This is a genomic window from Lysinibacillus sp. NPDC094177, assembly GCF_050279145.1.
Classification (GTDB): Bacteria; Bacillota; Bacilli; order Bacillales_A; family Planococcaceae; genus Lysinibacillus.
Genome location: NZ_JBNNTW010000005.1, coordinates 66,118 through 86,170, shown reverse-complemented (window position 1 = coordinate 86,170; position 20,053 = coordinate 66,118). Strand labels below are relative to the sequence as shown.

Annotated in this window: 17 protein-coding genes and 2 pseudogenes; 7 read left to right on the top strand and 12 right to left on the bottom strand. The window is 35.1% G+C overall.

Annotation, left to right across the window (positions count from 1 at the left end; translation table 11 throughout):
* Positions 1 to 260: 260 nt before the first annotated feature.
* The 4 genes from ACQKNC_RS10250 to ACQKNC_RS10235 form a co-directional block, all read right to left on the bottom strand.
* Positions 261 to 2,417: an ATP-dependent helicase gene (locus tag ACQKNC_RS10250; protein ID WP_427424745.1), complete on the bottom strand. Its 2,157-nt coding sequence runs from the start codon at positions 2,415 to 2,417 to the stop codon at positions 261 to 263.
* Between the two features lie 412 nt (positions 2,418 to 2,829).
* Positions 2,830 to 3,327 (bottom strand): DinB family protein, encoded by a 498-nt coding sequence (locus ACQKNC_RS10245; protein WP_427424744.1) that lies wholly within the window; start codon positions 3,325 to 3,327, stop codon positions 2,830 to 2,832.
* Positions 3,328 to 3,920: 593 nt separating this feature from the next.
* On the bottom strand, positions 3,921 to 4,265 hold the full coding sequence (locus ACQKNC_RS10240) for a hypothetical protein (RefSeq protein WP_427424743.1): 345 nt from the start codon (positions 4,263 to 4,265) through the stop codon (positions 3,921 to 3,923).
* A gap of 371 nt (positions 4,266 to 4,636) precedes the next feature.
* Complete coding sequence (locus ACQKNC_RS10235) at positions 4,637 to 5,410, bottom strand: prolipoprotein diacylglyceryl transferase (RefSeq protein ID WP_427424742.1); 774 nt, start codon at positions 5,408 to 5,410, stop codon at positions 4,637 to 4,639.
* A gap of 341 nt (positions 5,411 to 5,751) precedes the next feature.
* Between ACQKNC_RS10235 and ACQKNC_RS10230 the strand changes: the two genes are divergently transcribed.
* On the top strand, positions 5,752 to 6,543 hold the full coding sequence (locus ACQKNC_RS10230) for an NERD domain-containing protein (RefSeq protein WP_427424741.1): 792 nt from the start codon (positions 5,752 to 5,754) through the stop codon (positions 6,541 to 6,543).
* The gene (locus ACQKNC_RS10225; protein WP_427424740.1) at positions 6,521 to 7,114 is read left to right on the top strand and encodes a hypothetical protein; all 594 of its coding nucleotides are present in this window, start codon (positions 6,521 to 6,523) and stop codon (positions 7,112 to 7,114) included. Before ACQKNC_RS10230 ends, ACQKNC_RS10225 begins: the two co-directional genes overlap by 23 nt.
* A 244-nt stretch (positions 7,115 to 7,358) precedes the next feature.
* Here ACQKNC_RS10225 and ACQKNC_RS10220 read toward each other — a convergent pair whose 3' ends face one another.
* Positions 7,359 to 7,814 (bottom strand): hypothetical protein, encoded by a 456-nt coding sequence (locus ACQKNC_RS10220; protein ID WP_427424739.1) that lies wholly within the window; start codon positions 7,812 to 7,814, stop codon positions 7,359 to 7,361.
* 144 nt (positions 7,815 to 7,958) lie between these two features.
* Entirely contained in the window at positions 7,959 to 9,491 is a 1,533-nt protein-coding gene (locus ACQKNC_RS10215) for a thiol-activated cytolysin family protein (RefSeq protein ID WP_427424738.1), read from the bottom strand.
* Between the two features lie 604 nt (positions 9,492 to 10,095).
* Here ACQKNC_RS10215 and ACQKNC_RS10210 point away from each other — a divergent pair.
* Positions 10,096 to 10,842, top strand: a complete 747-nt coding sequence (locus ACQKNC_RS10210; RefSeq protein WP_427424737.1) for a DUF3888 domain-containing protein — start codon at positions 10,096 to 10,098, stop codon at positions 10,840 to 10,842.
* An 88-nt stretch (positions 10,843 to 10,930) separates the two neighbouring features.
* Here ACQKNC_RS10210 and ACQKNC_RS10205 read toward each other — a convergent pair whose 3' ends face one another.
* Positions 10,931 to 11,347 (bottom strand): VOC family protein, encoded by a 417-nt coding sequence (locus tag ACQKNC_RS10205; RefSeq protein ID WP_427424736.1) that lies wholly within the window; start codon positions 11,345 to 11,347, stop codon positions 10,931 to 10,933.
* 166 nt (positions 11,348 to 11,513) lie between these two features.
* On the opposite strand from ACQKNC_RS10205, the gene ACQKNC_RS10200 reads away from it, so the two are divergent.
* From ACQKNC_RS10200 to ACQKNC_RS10190, 3 genes are all read left to right on the top strand, one after another.
* The gene (locus ACQKNC_RS10200; protein WP_427424735.1) at positions 11,514 to 12,125 is read left to right on the top strand and encodes a hypothetical protein; all 612 of its coding nucleotides are present in this window, start codon (positions 11,514 to 11,516) and stop codon (positions 12,123 to 12,125) included.
* A gap of 370 nt (positions 12,126 to 12,495) precedes the next feature.
* Positions 12,496 to 12,612 (top strand): YjcZ family sporulation protein, encoded by a 117-nt coding sequence (locus ACQKNC_RS10195; protein WP_427424734.1) that lies wholly within the window; start codon positions 12,496 to 12,498, stop codon positions 12,610 to 12,612.
* Between the two features lie 311 nt (positions 12,613 to 12,923).
* Positions 12,924 to 13,028: a YjcZ family sporulation protein gene (locus tag ACQKNC_RS10190; protein ID WP_427424733.1), complete on the top strand. Its 105-nt coding sequence runs from the start codon at positions 12,924 to 12,926 to the stop codon at positions 13,026 to 13,028.
* Between the two features lie 467 nt (positions 13,029 to 13,495).
* On the opposite strand, the pseudogene ACQKNC_RS10185 reads toward ACQKNC_RS10190, so the two are convergent.
* The 4 genes and pseudogenes from ACQKNC_RS10185 to ACQKNC_RS10170 all read right to left on the bottom strand — a co-directional run bounded on the left by ACQKNC_RS10185 (position 13,496) and on the right by ACQKNC_RS10170 (position 18,603).
* Positions 13,496 to 14,182, bottom strand: a pseudogene (locus ACQKNC_RS10185) (diphthine--ammonia ligase).
* A 267-nt stretch (positions 14,183 to 14,449) separates the two neighbouring features.
* Positions 14,450 to 17,620 (bottom strand): ATP-binding cassette domain-containing protein, encoded by a 3,171-nt coding sequence (locus ACQKNC_RS10180; RefSeq protein WP_427424732.1) that lies wholly within the window; start codon positions 17,618 to 17,620, stop codon positions 14,450 to 14,452.
* Positions 17,621 to 17,863: 243 nt separating this feature from the next.
* Entirely contained in the window at positions 17,864 to 18,280 is a 417-nt protein-coding gene (locus tag ACQKNC_RS10175; protein WP_427424731.1) for an SRPBCC family protein, read from the bottom strand.
* Positions 18,277 to 18,603 carry an ArsR/SmtB family transcription factor gene (locus ACQKNC_RS10170; protein ID WP_427424730.1) on the bottom strand — a complete coding sequence of 109 codons (327 nt, stop codon included), beginning with the start codon at positions 18,601 to 18,603 and terminating at the stop codon, positions 18,277 to 18,279. The genes ACQKNC_RS10175 and ACQKNC_RS10170 overlap by 4 nt, the downstream gene beginning before the upstream one ends.
* A gap of 217 nt (positions 18,604 to 18,820) precedes the next feature.
* Between ACQKNC_RS10170 and ACQKNC_RS10165 the strand changes: the two genes are divergently transcribed.
* Complete coding sequence (locus tag ACQKNC_RS10165) at positions 18,821 to 19,525, top strand: DUF421 domain-containing protein (protein ID WP_427424729.1); 705 nt, start codon at positions 18,821 to 18,823, stop codon at positions 19,523 to 19,525.
* A 110-nt stretch (positions 19,526 to 19,635) separates the two neighbouring features.
* Here ACQKNC_RS10165 and ACQKNC_RS10160 read toward each other — a convergent pair.
* A pseudogene (locus ACQKNC_RS10160) lies at positions 19,636 to 20,036 on the bottom strand (group II intron maturase-specific domain-containing protein); the annotation flags it as partial.
* Between the last annotated feature and the right edge of the window lie 17 nt (positions 20,037 to 20,053).

Here is a 20,053-nt window from a genome sequence, read left to right as displayed (position 1 = left end):
TTTACTGCTTATTCTTCGTATCTTGTTACTTTTTATTCAAAAACCTACTTCGTTTCTTTGATAGCAACAATCTATAAGAAAACAGTCAAACATAAACAGACTTGAGACACTGGCTCTCTTTTTTCTCAATTTTATATACACACATAACTCGCATACTTTGACACATTACGAAGTAAAGTCTGATATTTTCCCATTAAGGAATCCCTACAAAATAGCACAACTATAAAAGCGTATTCGAAAATATCCCGAATACGCTTCATTTAATCTTCCATCGTTTCTAAATAGCCTTGCTGTAAACATGTATCCGTTAAAAACTTCTTAATCCCCGTAGCACATGACAATTCAATCGTGCTACTCGTAACGGCTAATATTTCCCCTTCTCCCAAAATCACATGCTTTACTTTTGAGCCAACGATTAACGCTGACTCGGTTGTAATCGTCCGCTCATTACGGTATTGTTTCTGAGCTTTCCTCGGACTTTTCGGCGCTTTCTTAGGCAATTGCTGAGGTGAGACGATTTGTTTTAATTCCTTCATGAAAATCGATGGCACCACACTTGTATTAAAGCGCCTATTATACGAAATTAATTCTAGATGGCGAATCGCACGTGTGATACCGACATAAAAGAGTCGCGTTTCTTCCTCGATTTCTTCTTCCGTCTCACTAGGTATAATCCCCTCAATCAAGTCAATCAAATACACACGGTCAAACTCCAAGCCTTTTGAACTGTGCAATGTTGTCAGTGTAATTGCATTCAAATCATTTTTTATATGAGAAGAGCGTGCTAAATTTTCAAGCTGCTTCAAACGACCTGCAAATTCGGTCATTGTCGGTGTATGACGAGCAATTAAACCAAGTACATCCACAATATCTAGTAAATTTTCATAATTAAAACCGAGTTTCTCACTCATGTTTTTTAAGGTACGCTCATAACCAAAGTCATTACGGATATGCTCTAGCATGGCTGTTGGCGTGGTTTTATCAAATTGAATGCTATCATACGTTTTGCGAATCCGCTTAATATATTCAGGCTGATAATCCTTTAACTCAACATGCTCTAACAACTGTGTGAATACGCAGCCATCTTCCGGCAATTTCTGTAGTGCCTTCAATTGCGTTGGTGTAATATAAGCATTCATTTTTCTGTAAACTTTTTCAAACACCGATATATTTTTTGTATTGTACGCTAGACGCATGAAGTTCATAATATCCTCCACGACCCAATGCGTGAAAAAGCGAATCGTGGAATCTTTCATATAGAAAGGCAAACCTGCTCTGTCAATCGCGTCCATAAGCGGAATGGCTGACGTATTATTTCGATATAAAATAGCCGTTGAGCCACGCTTAGACAGATTTTTCAACTGGTTCACTAAATATTTGGCCTGCAAATTGTAATTCTCTAGGATTTTAAACGAGATTGGCTCTGCTGCAGGATTTTCCGTAAACATTTGTTTGTTATAACGCTTTTTATTTCGCCGAATGAATATATTGGCTGGCTCTACAATCGTTGCGGATGAACGATAGTTTTGCGTCATAAGTAAAACATGCGCCTCCGGATATATCTTTCGGAAATTCAACAAATAATCTGGCTCTGCACCGCGCCAGCTATAAATGGCCTGATCCTCATCCGCAACGACGCATAAATTTTGATGGACTGCGACAAGCTTTGCGATGATCGCATGTTGAACGGGCGATGTATCCTGACTTTCATCCGTTAAATAATAATCGTAGCGGCGTTGGAATTGCGACAGCACCTCTCGATTTTTCGTGAAAATATCATTCGCCATTAATAGCATATCGTCAAAATCAATTAACAAACGGTCACTACCTGTGCGCTTATATTCCTCATAACGCTGTAAAATCTCGACTTTTCTTGGCACCTTTACTTCTGCAATTGCCCATTCCTGTTCTGGCAGCATTTTATTTTTGATAAACGTTATGTACGTCAGTAGCTCGTCTAACTCATCTTCAGTAATTTTTGAGCCATTTAATTGTTCAAAAATCTCGCGAAGCACTCGTTTTTTTGAAACAACACCAGGCTTGTCCGATTCTTCAATGATGCCGTACAAAATTCCCTGTCGTTCAAGTGTCTGCCGCACAACTTGAAATGCTAAACTATGAATCGTCGAAAAATCAACCGGTGGCAAATGCGGGAAAAACTTTGCAAAACGTTCCTTCATATCACTGGCCGATGCCTTACTAAACGTGACAGCCTTTATGCGAGAAGGATTCACACCAAGCGCCTCAATCATATAGCCAATACGCATAATTATTGTCGTCGTTTTTCCTGAACCGGGAGATGCCAATAGTAACAGCGGGCCATTCGTTTGCAGCACTGCCTGCGTCTGCACATCATTTAGACGAACGCCAAGTGAACGCTCCTTTTCCTCAAAAAACGCTTTTTGCGCTCTATTCATATCAATTGCTCCGTTCTAAAAAAAGTCTATACTTTATTATACCAAATGATGAGGATTCATCCGAGGAAAGCCGCACAATATTATAGCAAAGAAAGAATAAATGTAAGCGTCAAATAGCGCCCACCTGTTGTTCAGGGGGCGCTACTGTTACCATAATATAAATCATTATTTTTTCGGCACCTTAAAGATAGTCAGAATCTTCTCTGATCTGAGCATGAGTGTATCTAACGGTGCGGTGTCCTGCACATCGATTAAGGGTAGTTGCTCTAGCGTATTGATTAGCTATTTTACAACCAATATTGATCAAAGTTTTGATATAACTGTCCACGTTACTTAAAAGTGACATATATCTTCATTAAATATGAGATTTTATACATAAGTCTATTACACTTATAGGATCAAGATACTTAGTTCATTTGGCGTCCTCGTCGGCCGAGGGACCGTAGATGCCCGGCACCGAAATATCAAGTAGGCGCAAGTATATCCCGAGTTGCGCCCGATGGTGGACCATGTGGTTTAATCCGAAGGTGCGTAACGCAATTGCTCGTGGCTCACGGCGAATGATTTGGTCACCGTGGCGCAGCGTCCATTCCTCACCGAGCGTTTTCTCGTCACATTCATCCAGCAAATTTTTCAATTTGCCGACGTTTGCGTCAAACTCATCCAGAATTTCAGATTGTTTTTCCAAAGACTTCCGTCGCAGCGGCACGGTTGAAAGATCAAACTCTGGGTACTGAAGAATTGCAATTTGCCAGTTCAGCAGGTTGATCAGGTGCGTGGCCAGCTCGGCAAGCCTCATTGATTTCTCATGTGGTCTCCATGACATATGCTCCTCGGGTAAGCGTTCCAGAAGGCGACGTGTATTAGCCAATTCATACGTTGCGTCACCGACGATCAATTGTTTAACCATAAATTCCTCTCCTCCTTATGGTTAGCATACTATAAATTACATTCGAGTAGAAAGCTCTCAGGTAATCGGACTATGAAAGTGTATGATATTGAGCTATTTTGCCCTAGCTTAAGTACAACCACTTTTTTCTCAACCATTTCAGCTATTTATTAAAACAAATTCGACCATTTTTCTACTTCGGATATTCCTGTTCTTAAATCCTATATATTTATTCTTTAACAAACATGTATCGTGATTCAGTAACAACCAGCTAGGTTCATCTCTCTTTTGAATAATTTTTATCAATATTGGATAGATATACATTTATTTAAACGAATAATTCCCTTTTGAATGATAAATTATAGGAACCATTCGATAATTAGAATGTAGTGACCAAGGAATTAATATTATGTAAACTAAAATTATTTAGCGTTGAAAATGGGCTTGGATCGAAAAATACTCATATGAACATATCGTATATTGTCAAGAACTTGCAGACACTTTGGACAAGAATGTCCAGACAACTAATATTACTATTGAGGAGAGGATAAAAGACTTCAATAAATATCAAAAAGCATAAGCTTTTTACGCCTACGCTTTTTCAAAAATTAATGTTAAGACAACGTCGTTATTCTTTTACAAGCTATTTTTGCTGCTGGAATTTGAACACCAGCACCAAGTGCTACATCTACTGATTCTCCCCAAGAACCACTGCTAGTCTTTATATCTTTCCCTGCTGTCAAAACTCCCTCTGCTACAATTTCAACACAATCATAATAGTCTGGATTAGGATTACTTTCAAGATACTGTGCAGCTAATTCGTCTGCTTTCTTTTGTATTGAAAGTCGAGCTGGTTCAGCCAATGAACTAAAAACACTCTCAGCTTGCCCACCAAAATGTACTATTTCGTCATTAATGTCTCGACCAGTACGATGTATTTCTCCCATTTCAGATGACATATTTAGTCCTCCCAATCCTTGAAATTTGAACTTTTTTAGCTCACAAATATTTTATCCAACTGAGATTGATCTTATCCATCAACAACTATTTCTTTTGGGTTTATATAAAAAATTTAACATGTTTGTCTGAATATTCTTGTCTTATAATCGTTCTCCAAATATTGTCTTAAAGATCACTAACTTGCTAATGATTTTACACAGTGATTGAATCACCAAAGACCGATTATTATTTCCCTGTCAGTATGTCATTAACAGATTTAAAACAGCTATTTGCCTTATCCCATTGTTTTTTTCAAAGCAACAAAAAAAGCTTCTTGTCCATAATGGACAGAAGCGTAATATTTTAGCCAAGTCAAATAGTACTTATTCTACTATGCATTTTTACCTGTATATTTACTCTTATGGTATTGTGAAAAAACTAATACTAGGCTAGTCATAAGGACGATAAGTAATGCAATAAATTGCGAAGTTGAAAATATCCCTATTTGTCCTCGAATTACATCACCTCTGTAAAACTCAATTACAAATCTTCCTGCACTATAAAGAAGCAAATACACACAAGAAACTAGTCCAGGTTTTTTAGTCTTTCTCGCTAATAAAAGCAAAAGTATACATAGTATAAAACTAAACACACTCTCCATAATTTGTGTAGGTACTAATTTAATATCATTCGGTGCAATTTCTGAGTTATGAAAAGTAATTCCAAATGGACTATGTGTTTCTTCTCCATAGCAGCAGCCAGCAAGTAGACAACCAATTCTTCCAAATCCTTGAGCTAGTGCAATTGAGGGGACAAAAAGATCAAGATGTTGCAAAAAATTAATATTATGTAGTTTACAATAAATGAAACCGGCCACAATCCCGCCAATAATTCCACCGTAAACAACAAATCCTTCACCAATGTTCCAAAGAATGCTAGGATTATTGATGATATTTGGGAATTGAGTGATCCAATACAGAAGCTTTGCGCCAGTAAAACCACCTATCAATCCCCACACTGTCAAAGAAAAAACATGTGATAATTCTAACTGACGATTCTTAGCACGATATTCAATGAGTCGGTATGCAAGGAATATACCCAGTGCAATCATTAATCCATATCCATAAATGGTTATCGGTCCTATTTTGAGAAGTTCATTATACATACTCTTCCTCCTTAAACTTAATCTATTTTAGTTGCTGGTGTTTTTCATACATCAATTATAACCATAAAGTAAATTTTTTCAGCTGGATAAGTCTGCTATTATATTGAGAAACTGAGTTGTCTTTCAACTTTTTTACACCATTAATTAGTAAATACCTATTTTTTAGGAAATCAATAAACTCCAAACATCTTCCCCTCCCTAACTACTATCATTTATTTCACCGAAAACTATCTTACTTATGACTGAATACAATTATTAAATAAAATACTTTACACCTCATTAAGGATATATTTTCCTATTTACTTATTGTAAACTAAAAATAGTAGAATGGAGTGATGAATTTGTTAGCTGAAATCTATAATAAAATTTCACAGACTGGTAGCAATTTATCAGATCGTCTTGAAGATAAGCTTACAGGTGATTTCTTTGGGACCATTCGATATCTGCCTTTTGAACTCGGTTTGAAGCATGTTTTTTCAACAGCGCAATTTAATCAAAAACAAGTTAGTGAAAAATGGCTGGAATTTATAGAGAATGAAAAAGGACATGCAACTCAAATAGAGTTCTGGCACCGTGAGGAAGAGGGAGAAATTGATGTTTTACTTATTAATGACAAAGCGGTTATTGGTATAGAAGTTAAATATTTGAGCGGCCTTTCATCCGAGGATCAAGTTGATGGAATTGAGCTAGATTACACAGAAAGTATACATCAATTGGCCCGTTATTCAAGAATGATTGAGAAATATTCAAAAGATCGAGAATCGTACTTACTGTTTCTTGCTCCATACGAGATGATGAATACAGTAAGGAAAAACATTTTGAATAGATCTATTATTTCACCTTCGATCGAACTTGGATTTATGTGTTGGCAAGATATTCACGACTCGTTACTAAATCTGGATGTTGATCAAATTGAAACAGGACAGCAGCTAATACTCAGCGATTTACAAGCTTTATTATCAAAAAAGGGACTTACTTGCTTTAAAGGCTTTAATTCAAATATTTTTAATCAACCGATTGTGAGATCAGCCTATTCTTTTAAGCATGAAGATTCAATAAGCAATAACACTTGGATTTGGCCAACTAAAACAATTAAGGAGGACCAAGTTTATGAATACAACACAACTGACTAATGTGGGACAAAATATTTCGAATTCAATTTTTGTATTAAAAGAAACCTATAAAAATTTAAATTTATTATTTTCTGAATTAGACAGGATTGCAGAGAAAGAAGGGTTTATTCCACTTACTCCAAAATTTTTACGTTGGAAATCAGATTCAGATTATGACGGATGGTTAACAAACAATTTTATTAAATTATATCAACTAGAAAAAGATGTCCCTCTAAAACATATTCAAAATTTGAAAGATGGATTTATTTATGGTATTGAGGTTGACCTCGAAGGAGAAAACAATTATCCTACTATTTCATTAACTAGGTATCAATTCGATTTTTCAAAATGGAACAAAATTCCAACGATTTCTGATCACTGGGTTTTTTGGGATCCATTCAGAGTAGATAAATTTTTTGAAATTACTAAAATTAATGGCGTATGGACAAGCACAACCTTAGAAAAAGCAAAGAACCGTTACTGGGGAATGCAAAGTGCTGTATCAATTGATATTCCGTTATTATCAATTACTTCACCTGAAGATATTAGCTCTAAAATTTTCGCAGAATTAGAAAATTTACCGATATTTTAAAACTCTACCTTCAACATTTATTAATATGAAAATTATTAAATCAAAGGTAGAGTGCGATAATGGCGATTTTCGCACTCTAAATGAACTATAAGGGTCCTTCTTATAACAAACTTCTTTTGACTTTTAGAACTTCGCATTTGGCTTTTGTTATCTCGACAGCATCTTCGCTAATTTTGACGTTTTCTGATTTACTCTACTGGCAAACCTATAGCACACGATACTCAGCCAATTTGTTATGGAATAACTAATCTACTTCTAAAACGAAGGCATAGAAAGCGTCGCCATTAGATAAATTCGCTTCTTTTTCATCCTTCCACCATATGCCATAAGAATAATAATAAACGCCACGTTGTGTAGGTGCGGTAAAACTATTGTCTTTAACCATGACTTCGGTTTCCTTGTTATTACTTATTTGTGCAAGATGAAATTCACTTGGTTTTGGTTCGTAATTTATCACAATAGTTATATTTTCACCAGATTTAACTTTTATAGGCTTTTTACCTGCTAATTGTTCAACTGGTCCAGCAGTATCAACGCATGTACTTTGCCAACAATAAGTACCGAGTGTAGTTTCAAATTTTTTATTATCAATGTCTATATAGACTTTAGGCGGCTCTCCTCCTGACAATCCATTAGTATTTGAACACCCCATTATAGTAAGTCCAAAAAGAGCTACTAAATATAAAAAATATTTCCTCATGCACATCCCCCCTAATATTTGACGGAATTGTTTATTCTAAGTTACAAAACAATTTTCATCTAAAACAAAAACGGCTGAAGTTCTTGTGTAACAAGAGTCTCAGCCGTTTGTTTTTTCAGGATGGAAGTTTAAGTTTATACCTAATTAATTAATATTACCTGTTGGATATAATGTAGTTCCTCCAATTGAAACTTTTATTTCATTAGATAATGGAACATTGTATTCATCAATAATTGTTCTCCACCAATCCCATGCAAGACCTGTACATTCTCTTGCATAAATTCTTATATTTTTTGAATTAGGCGGAAGTGGTATTACTGTAGTGAAATGAGCCGTTTTGTCTTTCCAGCTTCCATCCCAAGTTTTATGGGATAGTACTTCTTTCCCGTTTTCATCATATGAAATTTCATCCCAAGCTACTTCAAATTGAGCAACATATGCACCGTAATGATCAAGGATGATTTTGCCTCTAGAATATTCTGTAGCTGTCGTCTCGATATAATCTGTATTGTTATGAACAGCAGCAATTGAATTATCCTTTAAGAAAACACTTGTATATGAAAGTGGGTATGCTGGATTTTTAAGACTAAATTCTGCGTTATCTTGAATTATTTTTCTAATATCATTAAAGTCTTTTGAGACAACCTGATTATGCTTTTGTGAATCCCCGCCTAATACTACAGCAGTAAAGGAACTTTCTTCAAATATATCTTTGTACTGTCCACTAGTTTCTACATTAGTATTGGCATCCTTCAGTAAGGCTTTAAATGCAGCTTGTACGTCCTTGCTCTTAGAGCTTGTTTCCAATTTCACATAAATTGTTCTGCCATAAGCTACATTTGACACCATAACAGGAGGCGCATCATTACTTACCCCTTTACGGGTTAACTCTTCAAAATGAACACTATCATCAAACAGGTCTGATGGATTGTTAGGTAGTTCCGCACTTACGGTATAAAATATTTGTTTATATGCCGCAACCATCACTTTTTTCTCTCCATTAGCAATCGCATTAAAGTCAATTCCCAGTGAATTGTCAAGAACTTGGGCGTTAACATTCAGAGCGCTTGCTATTTGAGATTTGCTATAAACCATTGCTTCTGAATATTGTAGTCTTGCGGGTAAAGTATGGGTTGTTGAATATTTTTCACTCCAAGTAGATACTAGCTCATCTACTGCACCAGATACATTTCCATATGTAGGATTATTCACGGTCGTTGTGTTTTCTCTTCTCATGCCAGGTAAATCTATGCTTATATTCATCGGTTTTCTTTTAGCCGTCAATAAACTAGGTTGATTGTCCACAAAAGCTTGATTTGCAAGTTGTATTGCTCCTGGATAGGCACGATTCGCCATTGAATCGATAATTGAAATATCCACTGGTGAAGTAGTAAGTGATTTTTTGTTCCGTTCAACCACTATAAATTTATCATTGGAGTTTATACCTTCTCTTGGAACAAAACTATCAATCTTATCCCCTTTCACTGCTAATACTTCGTTGTTATTGTAGTTCAAGTTTGCTATACCAGTATCAATATCATTAGAATTGCTTTTTTCGCTAGTTAAATTGGTATCAAATGTCTCAGCAAAGGAAATAATCGGATAGTTTATGATACATAAACAAACAGATAAACATACTAGAAATTTTATTACTTTAAAATAATTTCGATTTCCCAAATAAATCACTCCTTTTTCAGGAACATTATACCATGAAAGTATTTTGTTAAAATATAGTAGTTTTGTATTGTGTTTGACTTGCTAAATAGTAAACGAATTGCGAATATGGCATGTATATATCATTATTTTTTTACTAAAGTCATAATGGTGCTGTAATACCATCTAATTAAGAAGAGTATGATTCAATAATCCGCAGTGAAAAGGCTTTGAATAAACGGTAATAACCGCCATTCAAAGCCTTTTTCATATCTTTATTTGGTTTTTCCCAAGATTGTTTTTGTAACAAATACTATCGCCCATAGTGAAAGCTGAAAACGTTATAGATTCTGTGTCAGCAAAAAAAGCAAAAAGTAACATAATAAGATAGCTTTGTTAATCGTGTGAAAAGAAACAATTAGATGCATGTTATCGTAGTGGATTTGAGAAAATGTCCGCTGTGCATAGTATCATTAAAAACATTACGGATAACGAAAGCGATAATATTTTTCTCATGTTCTCACCTCAGGATCAATCGCGTTTCTTCAATTTCAAAAAAAACTATAGATAATTTGCTCTTATTAACACATGTTATTTATAAACATATTATAGTGAGGCTTAATACTCCATGAAAAAATTAACTTTTATTTTAATGGCTACAGTAACTATTTTGATTATCCCTAGTAAGATGAATGCCGTAAGTGAACAAGCTGATAATAAGCTTATGTATGATACATTGATTACAATCCTTAACCCATCCATAGAAAAAGAAATTATAAATTACTATGGAAATCTTAAGCAATATGGTTTATATGATGCTAAGATTCTGAGTATCATCAGAGAACATAATAGTCAGTTTAGTTTTATTATCGAAGTTCAAGTCACAACATTTGAACATGCACATGACCCTCCTTTTGGTACAGAAACAATGACTTTTGAGGTAAGACCAAATGGGATAAAAACAATTAGTTTTAAACATGTGGGAGATCAAGTAGAAAAGAATTTAAATGCATTCTATAGTGCAACACTTTCTGATATAAAACAGACGTTTAAGCTGAACTTAGCGTCTTACAATTCTTACACATATAATCAATTGCAATACAAAGCAGAAATAAATAATGAATTTAAACCCCTTGCTAATATTGTAGAAGAAATAGTAACCAACATTTTGTTACCTGAGCGAAAGATACCCTACAAAAATGTTATAGACCCTGTAACCTTTATGAAAGGCAATACAGGTTATATACTCTTTAAACAGTCTGATGGGACAAATGTAAGTTATCAAGTACAAAAGAAAGATGATAAATGGAAAATAATAGATAAAATTAGTAAACAAGGTAAGAAAATGGATTATAAATTGCCATGGTATCTATGAAAAAATGAAGCCTACTGAATCAGCTAGGCTTCATTTTTTTCGCAAAATTCTCTTTTCTAATTTCATCCAAACTTGTATGTTTAGTCACCTAATCCCATATGGACCAAGCAGCCTCAATATGATTCCCTGATGGGTCGGTCAAGACAAAGTACTTTGCATTTTTCCCACGCAAAACAATTTCGGTAACCTCTACACCATTATTTTTTAATGATTTATGTGTATATTCAAGGTCTGGACAATTCAAAGTAAAAGTTTGATATAGGCGACCATCGCGTAAAAAATCTGCTGTTGTATTTTCCCCTGTTTCTACAAGGAGTAAGACAACATATCCCTCTGGCGGGGTTAGTACTGCAACATAACCAATATCATCCTGAAACTTTGGTGTTTTAAGCTTAAAGCCGAGCTTATTTTGGTACCATTCAATTGTCTCATCAATATTATTAGCTGGTAAATAGAGATACCCAATTCTACTGAATAACGACTTTTGTACTTGAGTAACTTCCAATTTCCTCACTCCCGATTAATTTAATAGGTTCGTTAATAGTATTCGATAAAATCCAATATACCCCTTTTTGTCATTGAAATAATTGCTCTACAAATTATGCTTATTGACCGACGCAGAATAATTGAACATGGTTAGGAAACAATATACCTAAAAAGGGCTTGAGAAAATGAAACAAATCGTTTTTATTGTCTTACTTTTGTTAGTTCCAGTTGGTGCTGTTGAGATAGTATCTGCCTATTCCCTACAAGTAGAAGATACATTTGAAATTAATAATCATAGAGAATTATCAATAAAGCAAGCGATTGAATTAGCATCTCCGCTTGCTTTGAAATGGAATAAAGATGCTCAATTATTACAGGCGATCAATATAGATTTAGATAAGCCTGGGAAGTCAATTGGAAGTAACGGTAAAAGGAAAAATTGGAATATTTCATTTGGAGTACCAGATACTAATAAGTATTTCTTAGTTACCATTCACGAAGGAAAAGTAGATCATACAAGTGATTTAACGGGGGATGACTCTTCTCCTTATCCTAAAAAAGAGTTTATTCAAATGAAAGATATTCAGTATGATTCACCAGAGTTGCTTAAAAAAGCACTGAAAATGGGCAGTATTTATCCTGGTAAAGATTGGGCTAAAGGTTTTAATTTTATGCTTAGAAAAGATACAGAAAGAAATATTAACCTACTATTAGTGATAGGGTGGAATAGTGATCAGACAAAAATGGAAGCTGCGGGCTTTAATGCTTCAACAGGAGAATACATTAAACCTAATTAGTTATTATAAAAAATAGTTACTGTATTTAAAGGAATGCCAACGTTTTGATTAAATTTTTTTCAAAACGTTGGCATTTTATATGCAGCGATATCAAGAGTTTAGAGTAATCTTGAATCAAAATACTGTGTCTATTTGTGTGTAATATACATTACACTTACATAGTGACTACTCAATGAAATATATATGATTGTCTAGACACATTAAAATAGTGATAAATATATATAAAGCTTATTTTGCCTTTCATCACAATATGTTGGGTCGCTTGTTAATCTCTTGAACTTTTTTATTTTTTATTTAATGAGTAGTTAAATATCGCAATCCCTTTTAACAACTATTCATACTATAGATTATAGAAAGGAGGGGAACTACAATGTCTGAATATTGTGGTAATCGCGGCGGCTATGGCACAGGTTCTGCATTTGCGCTAATCGTTGTTCTATTCATTCTATTGATTATTGTTGGCACTAGCTTCATAGGATTTTATTAATACCCAATCCCGCCTTCTATCCCATAATTATTAGGGTAAAATAATATACTTATCCTTTCCCTTCAAATCTATACAAAGGGTCACTATCCTCCGGTGGCCCTATTATTATTTTCCTCATACAATGTCATCTCAACCTCTCGAACAGAATAAAAAGCCACGCCCCTTTTAGATATGAAATTCGTTAACACCTAACATATGGTTATGTTAGCGTATAGATATTTTTATTTTAAAAAAAGATATCCTAAGATAAATATCGCAATTCTTTTTGACAACTATACATATTATAAATTATAGAGAGGAGGGAAATTACTATGTCAGGATATTATGGTAGCGGCACAGGTTCAGCATTTGCGTTAATTGTTGTACTATTCATCCTACTTATTATTGTAGGCGCTAGCTTCATGACAGCTTATTAATACCCAATACCGCCTCTAATGCTCATAATTTTATGATAATACAAACTTATCCTTCACCCTCCAAATCTAATGAAGGGTCACTATCCTCCGGTGATCCTTTCAATATTCTCCATTTAATACTTGCAGGAAAATACAGTAAAAAACATCTTATTATACATTCAGTTAGCGGGATAGCTGGCAACTATAATATTCGTGTTTTATGTAATTAACGAAGTATTCAGCTGATGGAGAAATAGCATTTTTATCGCTTAAAGGCGAATGTTAATAAAGTTTTTCGCGAAAAAGTTCGTCAATAGTGCTAAAAATAATATGGATAAGAAAGTGTTGGGTTCTTCCGTATTATGGATTAAACAACTTTAAAGAGCTTTACCACAATACAATGTAGTAAGATCTTATAATTGTATTGTAAAATGAACTAACTTTAACTCTCCGCCTCCCCTACTTTAAAAGGTATCCCTTTCTACAATCTAATCTAGCTCCAAAGGCAGAAAAGCATACTCTCCATTCCTAATAACCTCACATTTACGAACTGGAATAGGATGTTTAAAAATGGGCCCATCTAATACGGTTGTATGGAACTCTCCACCTTCTCCGCAAGGGTCAATTCCGCGAGCTTCAAGCTCCTTCACGTAATCATGGGTTAACGTTCGCCCTAAATCGTCCTCTCGCATTCCTAAAGTTAAATTAACAGTTACGAGGATCGTTACAAATCCTAGATTTATGAATTCTTCGACAGCTTCGAGATGATTCATTTCCCATAAAGGCATGCCTAGCTTTAATCCAGCATTCTTCGTAACTTTGTCATGCCAGCATCCATGTTCAGGCATATCTAAATCTCCAGTTACTAACACTTCTGCACCTTTATATTTAGCATCTTCTAAAAGATGCATAAATGTTTTTTCGTACTCTGTTCAGCTGGAAGCAGCAGTATAAACAGGTAAACCTATAGATTTAGCTTGAGCACTAATTAGTTCTGGAGGCATTCCGTGGGATCTGGAACGTTTCCCTTCTTCCTCTAACATTACGATTAGTCCAATCGCCTCTCCAATCTGCATTGATTTATATAGAGCTAAAACACTATCCTTTCCTCCGCTAAATGAAGCTATAAATTTATGCCCTCGAGCACTAGTTTTCCAATCTAATAATGCGGTCATTCATATCTTTCCCCTTTATTCTAATGACTTTTTTAAGTTCCTCCTCAGAATAGCATAAAAACTCATGTGCAATTTTATTATTGCACATGAGCTTAGCTTGTCGACAAAAGAATATATAAATTAATGTATTTTAATAAAAAATAGTTGATTTTCCCTTCGAGTGGACGCTTTCTCCTTGCTTGGCTTCAAGCTTCTCGTCACTGGCTTTCAGTGCAAGCTCATCCTGTAGGAGTCGCCACTCTACGCGTATGAAACATATGGCTTGATTTAATTATTGTGCTCAAGGCATTGGTAAATAGCCATCATATCTCGTTTATTTAACTCGCGAATGCGGTTGAAAATTGGAATATCTGCAACAGCCTCCGTTAATAAGCTTTCAGCCACAACATCACTTACTTTGCCAATAAGCCATGTTTGCACGTCTATGCCATCGACGATTTCCTTAAGTCCTTCATCATTGATGCCACTTGCATAACAACTAACACATGGTACCGACAATTTAAAGACGCCATCATGGAGGTTGTCTTCTGAAATGACTTTCTTCCCACCACAGAATGGACATTTATGACTTGCTTTAATTTTATTAATTTGTGTAACAATTTTTTTGTAGCCAAATGCTTCATAGACGTATGTTAGTTTTTTATATTTTCCATTTGTGAAATACTTATCAATAATGGTTTCTCTCGTTTCGCCAATATTGGCAAAATCACAGATTGTTATTTGATTTTTGCTGCTTATGGATTCGATATTATTTTTAATGCTATTCCAGAATGGTAAAACATTTTGTAGTACTATTTCATAATCGGCAAAGCTTGCTAGTTCTAATTCAAGCATTTTCAACGATACTTGTGTTTCCTTAGGAAGTAAGGAGACATCTTCTGTAAGGGTCATATCGCCACCAACTATTGCTTTTAGTTTTTCAAGCTCTGGTAAGTTCCCTACTGTTTTTATGACCTGGTCGATAGGTTGGTGAATAATATCGCGAATATCAGTGTCCCTAAATGTTAGTTTTTTCTTATGGTTTAGTACGGCTCCTTGACAGATTGGACAGGCAATCATCTCTTTTGATTCTTTCATTTGCTCTTTAATAATTGATTTTGAGATAACTATATATCGTCCAAGGATAAAATTAAAACCTTCCCATTTTTTTGAGGATTTACTTGCTTTATCATAAAATGACTTTTCCCAATAACCATATAAAAATGTATGCTTTTCTGCTTCTGTCATCTCGTTATAGCTTTTACTTATATCTTGGCCGAGTTCATTCTTGATTTCATCAAACAGGAATTGCAATTTCGGATATTGATAATATTTTAATACTTCCATCACGTCAGGATGTAATAAACCATCCCAGAATGGCACTGTTTTGTCTTGAATGACTATATCAAAATCAAATTTTTCAATTTCTAAGCGGCCAGAACAGCTTGGACAATGATTTTCTTGACTAAAGAAATCGAAGTTTCTTGTATCTTTATTGGTCGGATGGGTAGCCACAATATGGTTGATCAGGCCACCAATTTCATATAAAAAGCTATACTGACTATACAAATGTCTTTCAAGATCAATAGCGACGACGGGTGCGATTGTTGCAGATTCGTATTCACCATAAATTAAACGAGCCATTGATGATAAGCTTTTTAAGATACCGCCTTTATAGACGTTTTCTGCATCTTTAAAATAGCTAATATGATTTTCTTCTAAGTAATGAATGCCATTTTTTGAATCTAGTGTTGAAGATATATGCAAAGGAGCAACACTATTTGTACTGTTATGTTGACTGAAATAATCTTCGTGACTGACAACGTCAAGATGTCGAACAGGTTCCTGCTGTCTTTTACCAAAATCAACGATAAAATCTGAGCTTTCCATCATATAGGCATTATGTTCAATCATCACAATAGAAACAGATTCATCTTGCAGAATGTCCCTGACACTATCAATGAATTGGTTCAAAATATTTTGTGATAAACCTTTTGAAGGTTCGTCAAAAATAAACAGTGTATGGGGGTTTCTTGAGTTCGAAAACAGCTCAGAAACTAAATGAACACATTGAAATTCACCTGTCGATAAAGATTGTGTTTTTCTTTCCAACGTTAAATAACCGAGCCCCAGCTTGATTAGTAAACTTAAACGTTTATGAGCGATATCTTCATTTGGAAGCTCCTCAATAATGTCTTCGATGGAACGTTGGAAAATATCGTCAATATCGTCACTGTATTTCGTCATTTTCTTTTTGATATCAAGAAACGTTGCAACAGTTGATCGGCTAGTAATCGATTGGTTTCGGTCTTGTCCTACCATGACTAGTTTATCTTTTGGATATCGATTTAAGAAATCCTTGGAGATACACTCATTGACAAGGGTCGATTTTCCACATCCGGATTCACCCGTAACGGTTACAAGTCTATTTTTAGGAATCTGAATTTCAGCCATTTCAATATTACGACAGTAAAGATCATGAAATTCATAGTATTCTGTTGGTATTGACTGATTTAGTTCCCCATAAACTGGTTTTGGACGTGGTGATTCTTCGACAATTTTTCCGCCGTATTTCCCACTACCTGGCCCAAAGAACAATTGCTCATCCGCTGTATTTAGCACCGTATCAGAATGATCGATCAGCCAGATTTGATTTTTTAAGCCCAATTGTTTAATCTGTTCTAAAATTTTCAACAAGGTTTGGTGATCAAGGCCAACAGAGATTTCATCAATAATTATCACGGTATTTTCACTAGCTGCCATAAATTCTGCTAAGTAAAGTCGTGTTAATTCCCCGCCAGATAAAGTACCCATAATCCGATTTATTGTTAAGTAACCAATATTCATATTGATAATATTTTTAAGAACATGTTGTCTTTCTTCGCTAATAGTTAATTCCTCTGAAAGGGAATAAATCGCTTCAATGCTTAAATTGTTGATATCGGAAATACTATGAGGTTGATTGTTTAATTCAAGATTATATTGCTCGACTTCCGGATTATAACGCTTGCCCTCACACTTTTTACATTCGACATTTTTGGTCGTTCCACGTCCTTTACAAGCAGGACACCAACCTAACGCATTATTAAAGGAAAAAACCTCTGGCGAAAGATCAAACTTATCTGCAAGCTTTTCACGAATGTCTTTAAAAACGCCAGTATGAGTACCAACTGTTGAACGTGGATTGGTAGAAATTGATGATTTTCCGAGAAAAAGTACTAAAGGCATTTCTTCCATCTTGATGGCGCTGAAATTCGTTTCCATAATATTAGGAAACAAATACTGATACTCAGCTTTTGGTAATAAAGAAACGAGACGCTTCTTAGATTCTTCACCAATTGTTTGACAAAATGTAGTTTTACCAGATCCGGACAAACCAGCAATTCCTAAAGATTGATCTTCCGGCAAGTCGACATCTAAACGATTTATATTGTTAGCAATTAATTGATTTATTTTCATCGGATATTCTCTCCATTTCATCTAGTAATGTCATGTTAGTATAACTTCAACTGTATTTGCTGTGTTTATGACATCCGCCGAAGGCTTTAACTTCTTTCAGCCTTTGCTGAAAGAAGTTAAAAAAATGACGCTTCCGTGTTCCGAAAGCGTCCAAGTGTTGAAGAACAGTTTATTTTATTCATTTCCTTTTTGATCCTACTTTTGATCTTGAAGAGCAGTTATCATGATGAAGAAATCATATTTTTACAGTTCTGCTAACACTTTTTCAAGCTGATTACCATTGTTAATCCAAGCGTATTTAGCTCCTTCGATTGCTCCTTGGCGAGCTTTCGTTGCTTCACTGAATCCACTTTGATCAAAATGTAAATGTGTAGTTCCATCTGAACCTTCTGTCAACGTCCATGTCACAGTAGTAGTTTCTCCGGCACTAGCCCAAGTGTAAGATAATGTATGAGGTTCTTCCACTTTGAGCACTTCGCAATTGACAATTCCATCCCACCATTCATTTGGCTCAGCTCGGAATTGGAATTGATGTCCTACGATTGGTTTAAAGTCATTTTTCCATATCCATTTTTCAAGAATGTCTGAATCCGTTAATGCGTTCCAAACCTTCTCGATTGAACTTGTAAATTGATAATCTAAAGATACATCTGCTGTCATTTTTCTTCCTCCAATAAAAGATTTAATATAGCCATTCTTTTTTTCCAGAATCCTTCGTAATAGGATACCCAATCTTGAATTTCCTTCAACGGACCGGCATTCAAGCGATACCTCGTCTCTCTACCAACCCTTCGAGCAATTACGAGATCAGCATCTTTAAGGATAGTCAAATGCTTAGAAACTGCTGTACGACCCATTTGAAATTGAGACGTTAATTCATGAAGAGGTAATTCTTCTGCATCTGCCAACAAACGTATTAATTGACGTCTTGTTGGATCAGCAATAGCAGCATAAACATCACGGTCTTGATTTTTTTCGCTCAAAATCCCCTCTCCCTTTTGAATAGGACACTGATTAGTGTCTTAATTATACGACACCAAATAGTGTCCAGTCAAATTTTATTTTGAGATATTGGCATTCGTTTTATTCTTTTACTGGGATAAAACGAAGAGTGACCGAGATATTCCATTGGGACAAATACATAAAAATAGTGTTAAAGGAGAGAATAAGAAAAAATAAAGAGAGAAAGGACGTGTCATAGTGGAATTCTTTCATGGACAAGAATCACTTACAGGAATTCAATGGATTCTAAGAGCGATTGTTGCTTTTTTCTTTTTACTCTTTGCGACAAAAATTCTTGGACAGCGCTCTATTTCTCAATTACGATTACTCGATTTTGCAATGGCAATATCACTAGGTAATATCATTGCCCATCCCTTGTCTGATGAACGATTAGGAATGAAGGGTTCCATGATTACTATGTCGGTTTTAGTTATTTTATATACAGTCGGTGTATTGTTAACACTAAAATGGTCTTCGTTCCAAAATTTTTTAGACCCTCCTCCGATTCCACTTATTAAAAACGGGCAGATTATATCCGCAAATTTGCGAAAAGCTAGGATCTCTGTTGATTATCTTTTATCAGAGTTAAGAAAAGAAAAGATAGAAGATGTTCAAAAAATTGCTCTCGTATTATGGGAACCAGACGGAACTATTTCAAGTTTTTTATACCCACAACACCAAACACCAACACGGGCAGATCTAAAGATAATACCTGAACCTTTTTCTCTCCCTTCTGTCCTTATTAAAGAAGGGAAAATTGATTACTGTCAATTAAGCAAAACAAAATTTACTGAGGATTGGCTAAAAAATCAAATCACATCAATATATAATGGAGAGATTAGAGATGTCCTTTTAGCCACAATCGACCAAAATGATAACCTACAAGTTTTCCTGTATAAATGATTTCTACTTCAATTGCTGATACAATCCCATTCAGGTCAATTGATTGTTTCTCATCTTCATCTCGTGCTTTTAACAATTCCTGGTTGTTTTCTAAGACACGAGGTCCTAATTCAATTCGAACCGATATCCCTTTTAATTCCCCCTTCATTGCCGAGGTTTCTGTGTAATATGGGGCTTTTTGAGATGCGCTAGTATCTTTTCGGGTTTTTCCCCATTCGTATGCTTTTCCGTATGGAACTTTTATACGAATGAGATTTCTGACTTTCGTTAGGGGTTTATTCCAATTCTTTCAAAGACACTTTCGCAACCTCCTTTTAATCCAACTGTCTAATCTGTTGAATATTGAAGGTTTGTCTGCGAGCGCAAAATATCCGCACCATCCAATTAGATATTGGTTGAATTTCTCGATCCGGTAGTCCATTGGAAATGGCTTCTTTCTAGAGGTAATTTCTCGTATTTTTTTCTTCATTCGTTGAATGCTTGTTTTCGCCACTCGAACTTTTTGGTTCTTTTTTTAATTAACTTGCT

Excerpts from the sequence above, each read along its gene's own strand:
- ACQKNC_RS10250 (WP_427424745.1), bottom strand. The coding sequence starts at position 2,417 with ATGAATAGAGCGCAAAAAGCGTTTTTTGAGGAAAAGGAGCGTTCACTT.
- ACQKNC_RS10245 (WP_427424744.1), bottom strand. The coding sequence starts at position 3,327 with ATGGTTAAACAATTGATCGTCGGTGACGCAACGTATGAATTGGCTAAT.
- ACQKNC_RS10240 (WP_427424743.1), bottom strand. The coding sequence starts at position 4,265 with ATGTCATCTGAAATGGGAGAAATACATCGTACTGGTCGAGACATTAAT.
- ACQKNC_RS10235 (WP_427424742.1), bottom strand. The coding sequence starts at position 5,410 with ATGTATAATGAACTTCTCAAAATAGGACCGATAACCATTTATGGATAT.
- ACQKNC_RS10225 (WP_427424740.1), top strand. The coding sequence starts at position 6,521 with ATGAATACAACACAACTGACTAATGTGGGACAAAATATTTCGAATTCA.
- ACQKNC_RS10220 (WP_427424739.1), bottom strand. The coding sequence starts at position 7,814 with ATGAGGAAATATTTTTTATATTTAGTAGCTCTTTTTGGACTTACTATA.
- ACQKNC_RS10210 (WP_427424737.1), top strand. The coding sequence starts at position 10,096 with ATGAAAAAATTAACTTTTATTTTAATGGCTACAGTAACTATTTTGATT.
- ACQKNC_RS10200 (WP_427424735.1), top strand. The coding sequence starts at position 11,514 with ATGAAACAAATCGTTTTTATTGTCTTACTTTTGTTAGTTCCAGTTGGT.
- ACQKNC_RS10195 (WP_427424734.1), top strand. The coding sequence starts at position 12,496 with ATGTCTGAATATTGTGGTAATCGCGGCGGCTATGGCACAGGTTCTGCA.
- ACQKNC_RS10190 (WP_427424733.1), top strand. The coding sequence starts at position 12,924 with ATGTCAGGATATTATGGTAGCGGCACAGGTTCAGCATTTGCGTTAATT.
- ACQKNC_RS10180 (WP_427424732.1), bottom strand. The coding sequence starts at position 17,620 with ATGAAAATAAATCAATTAATTGCTAACAATATAAATCGTTTAGATGTC.
- ACQKNC_RS10175 (WP_427424731.1), bottom strand. The coding sequence starts at position 18,280 with ATGACAGCAGATGTATCTTTAGATTATCAATTTACAAGTTCAATCGAG.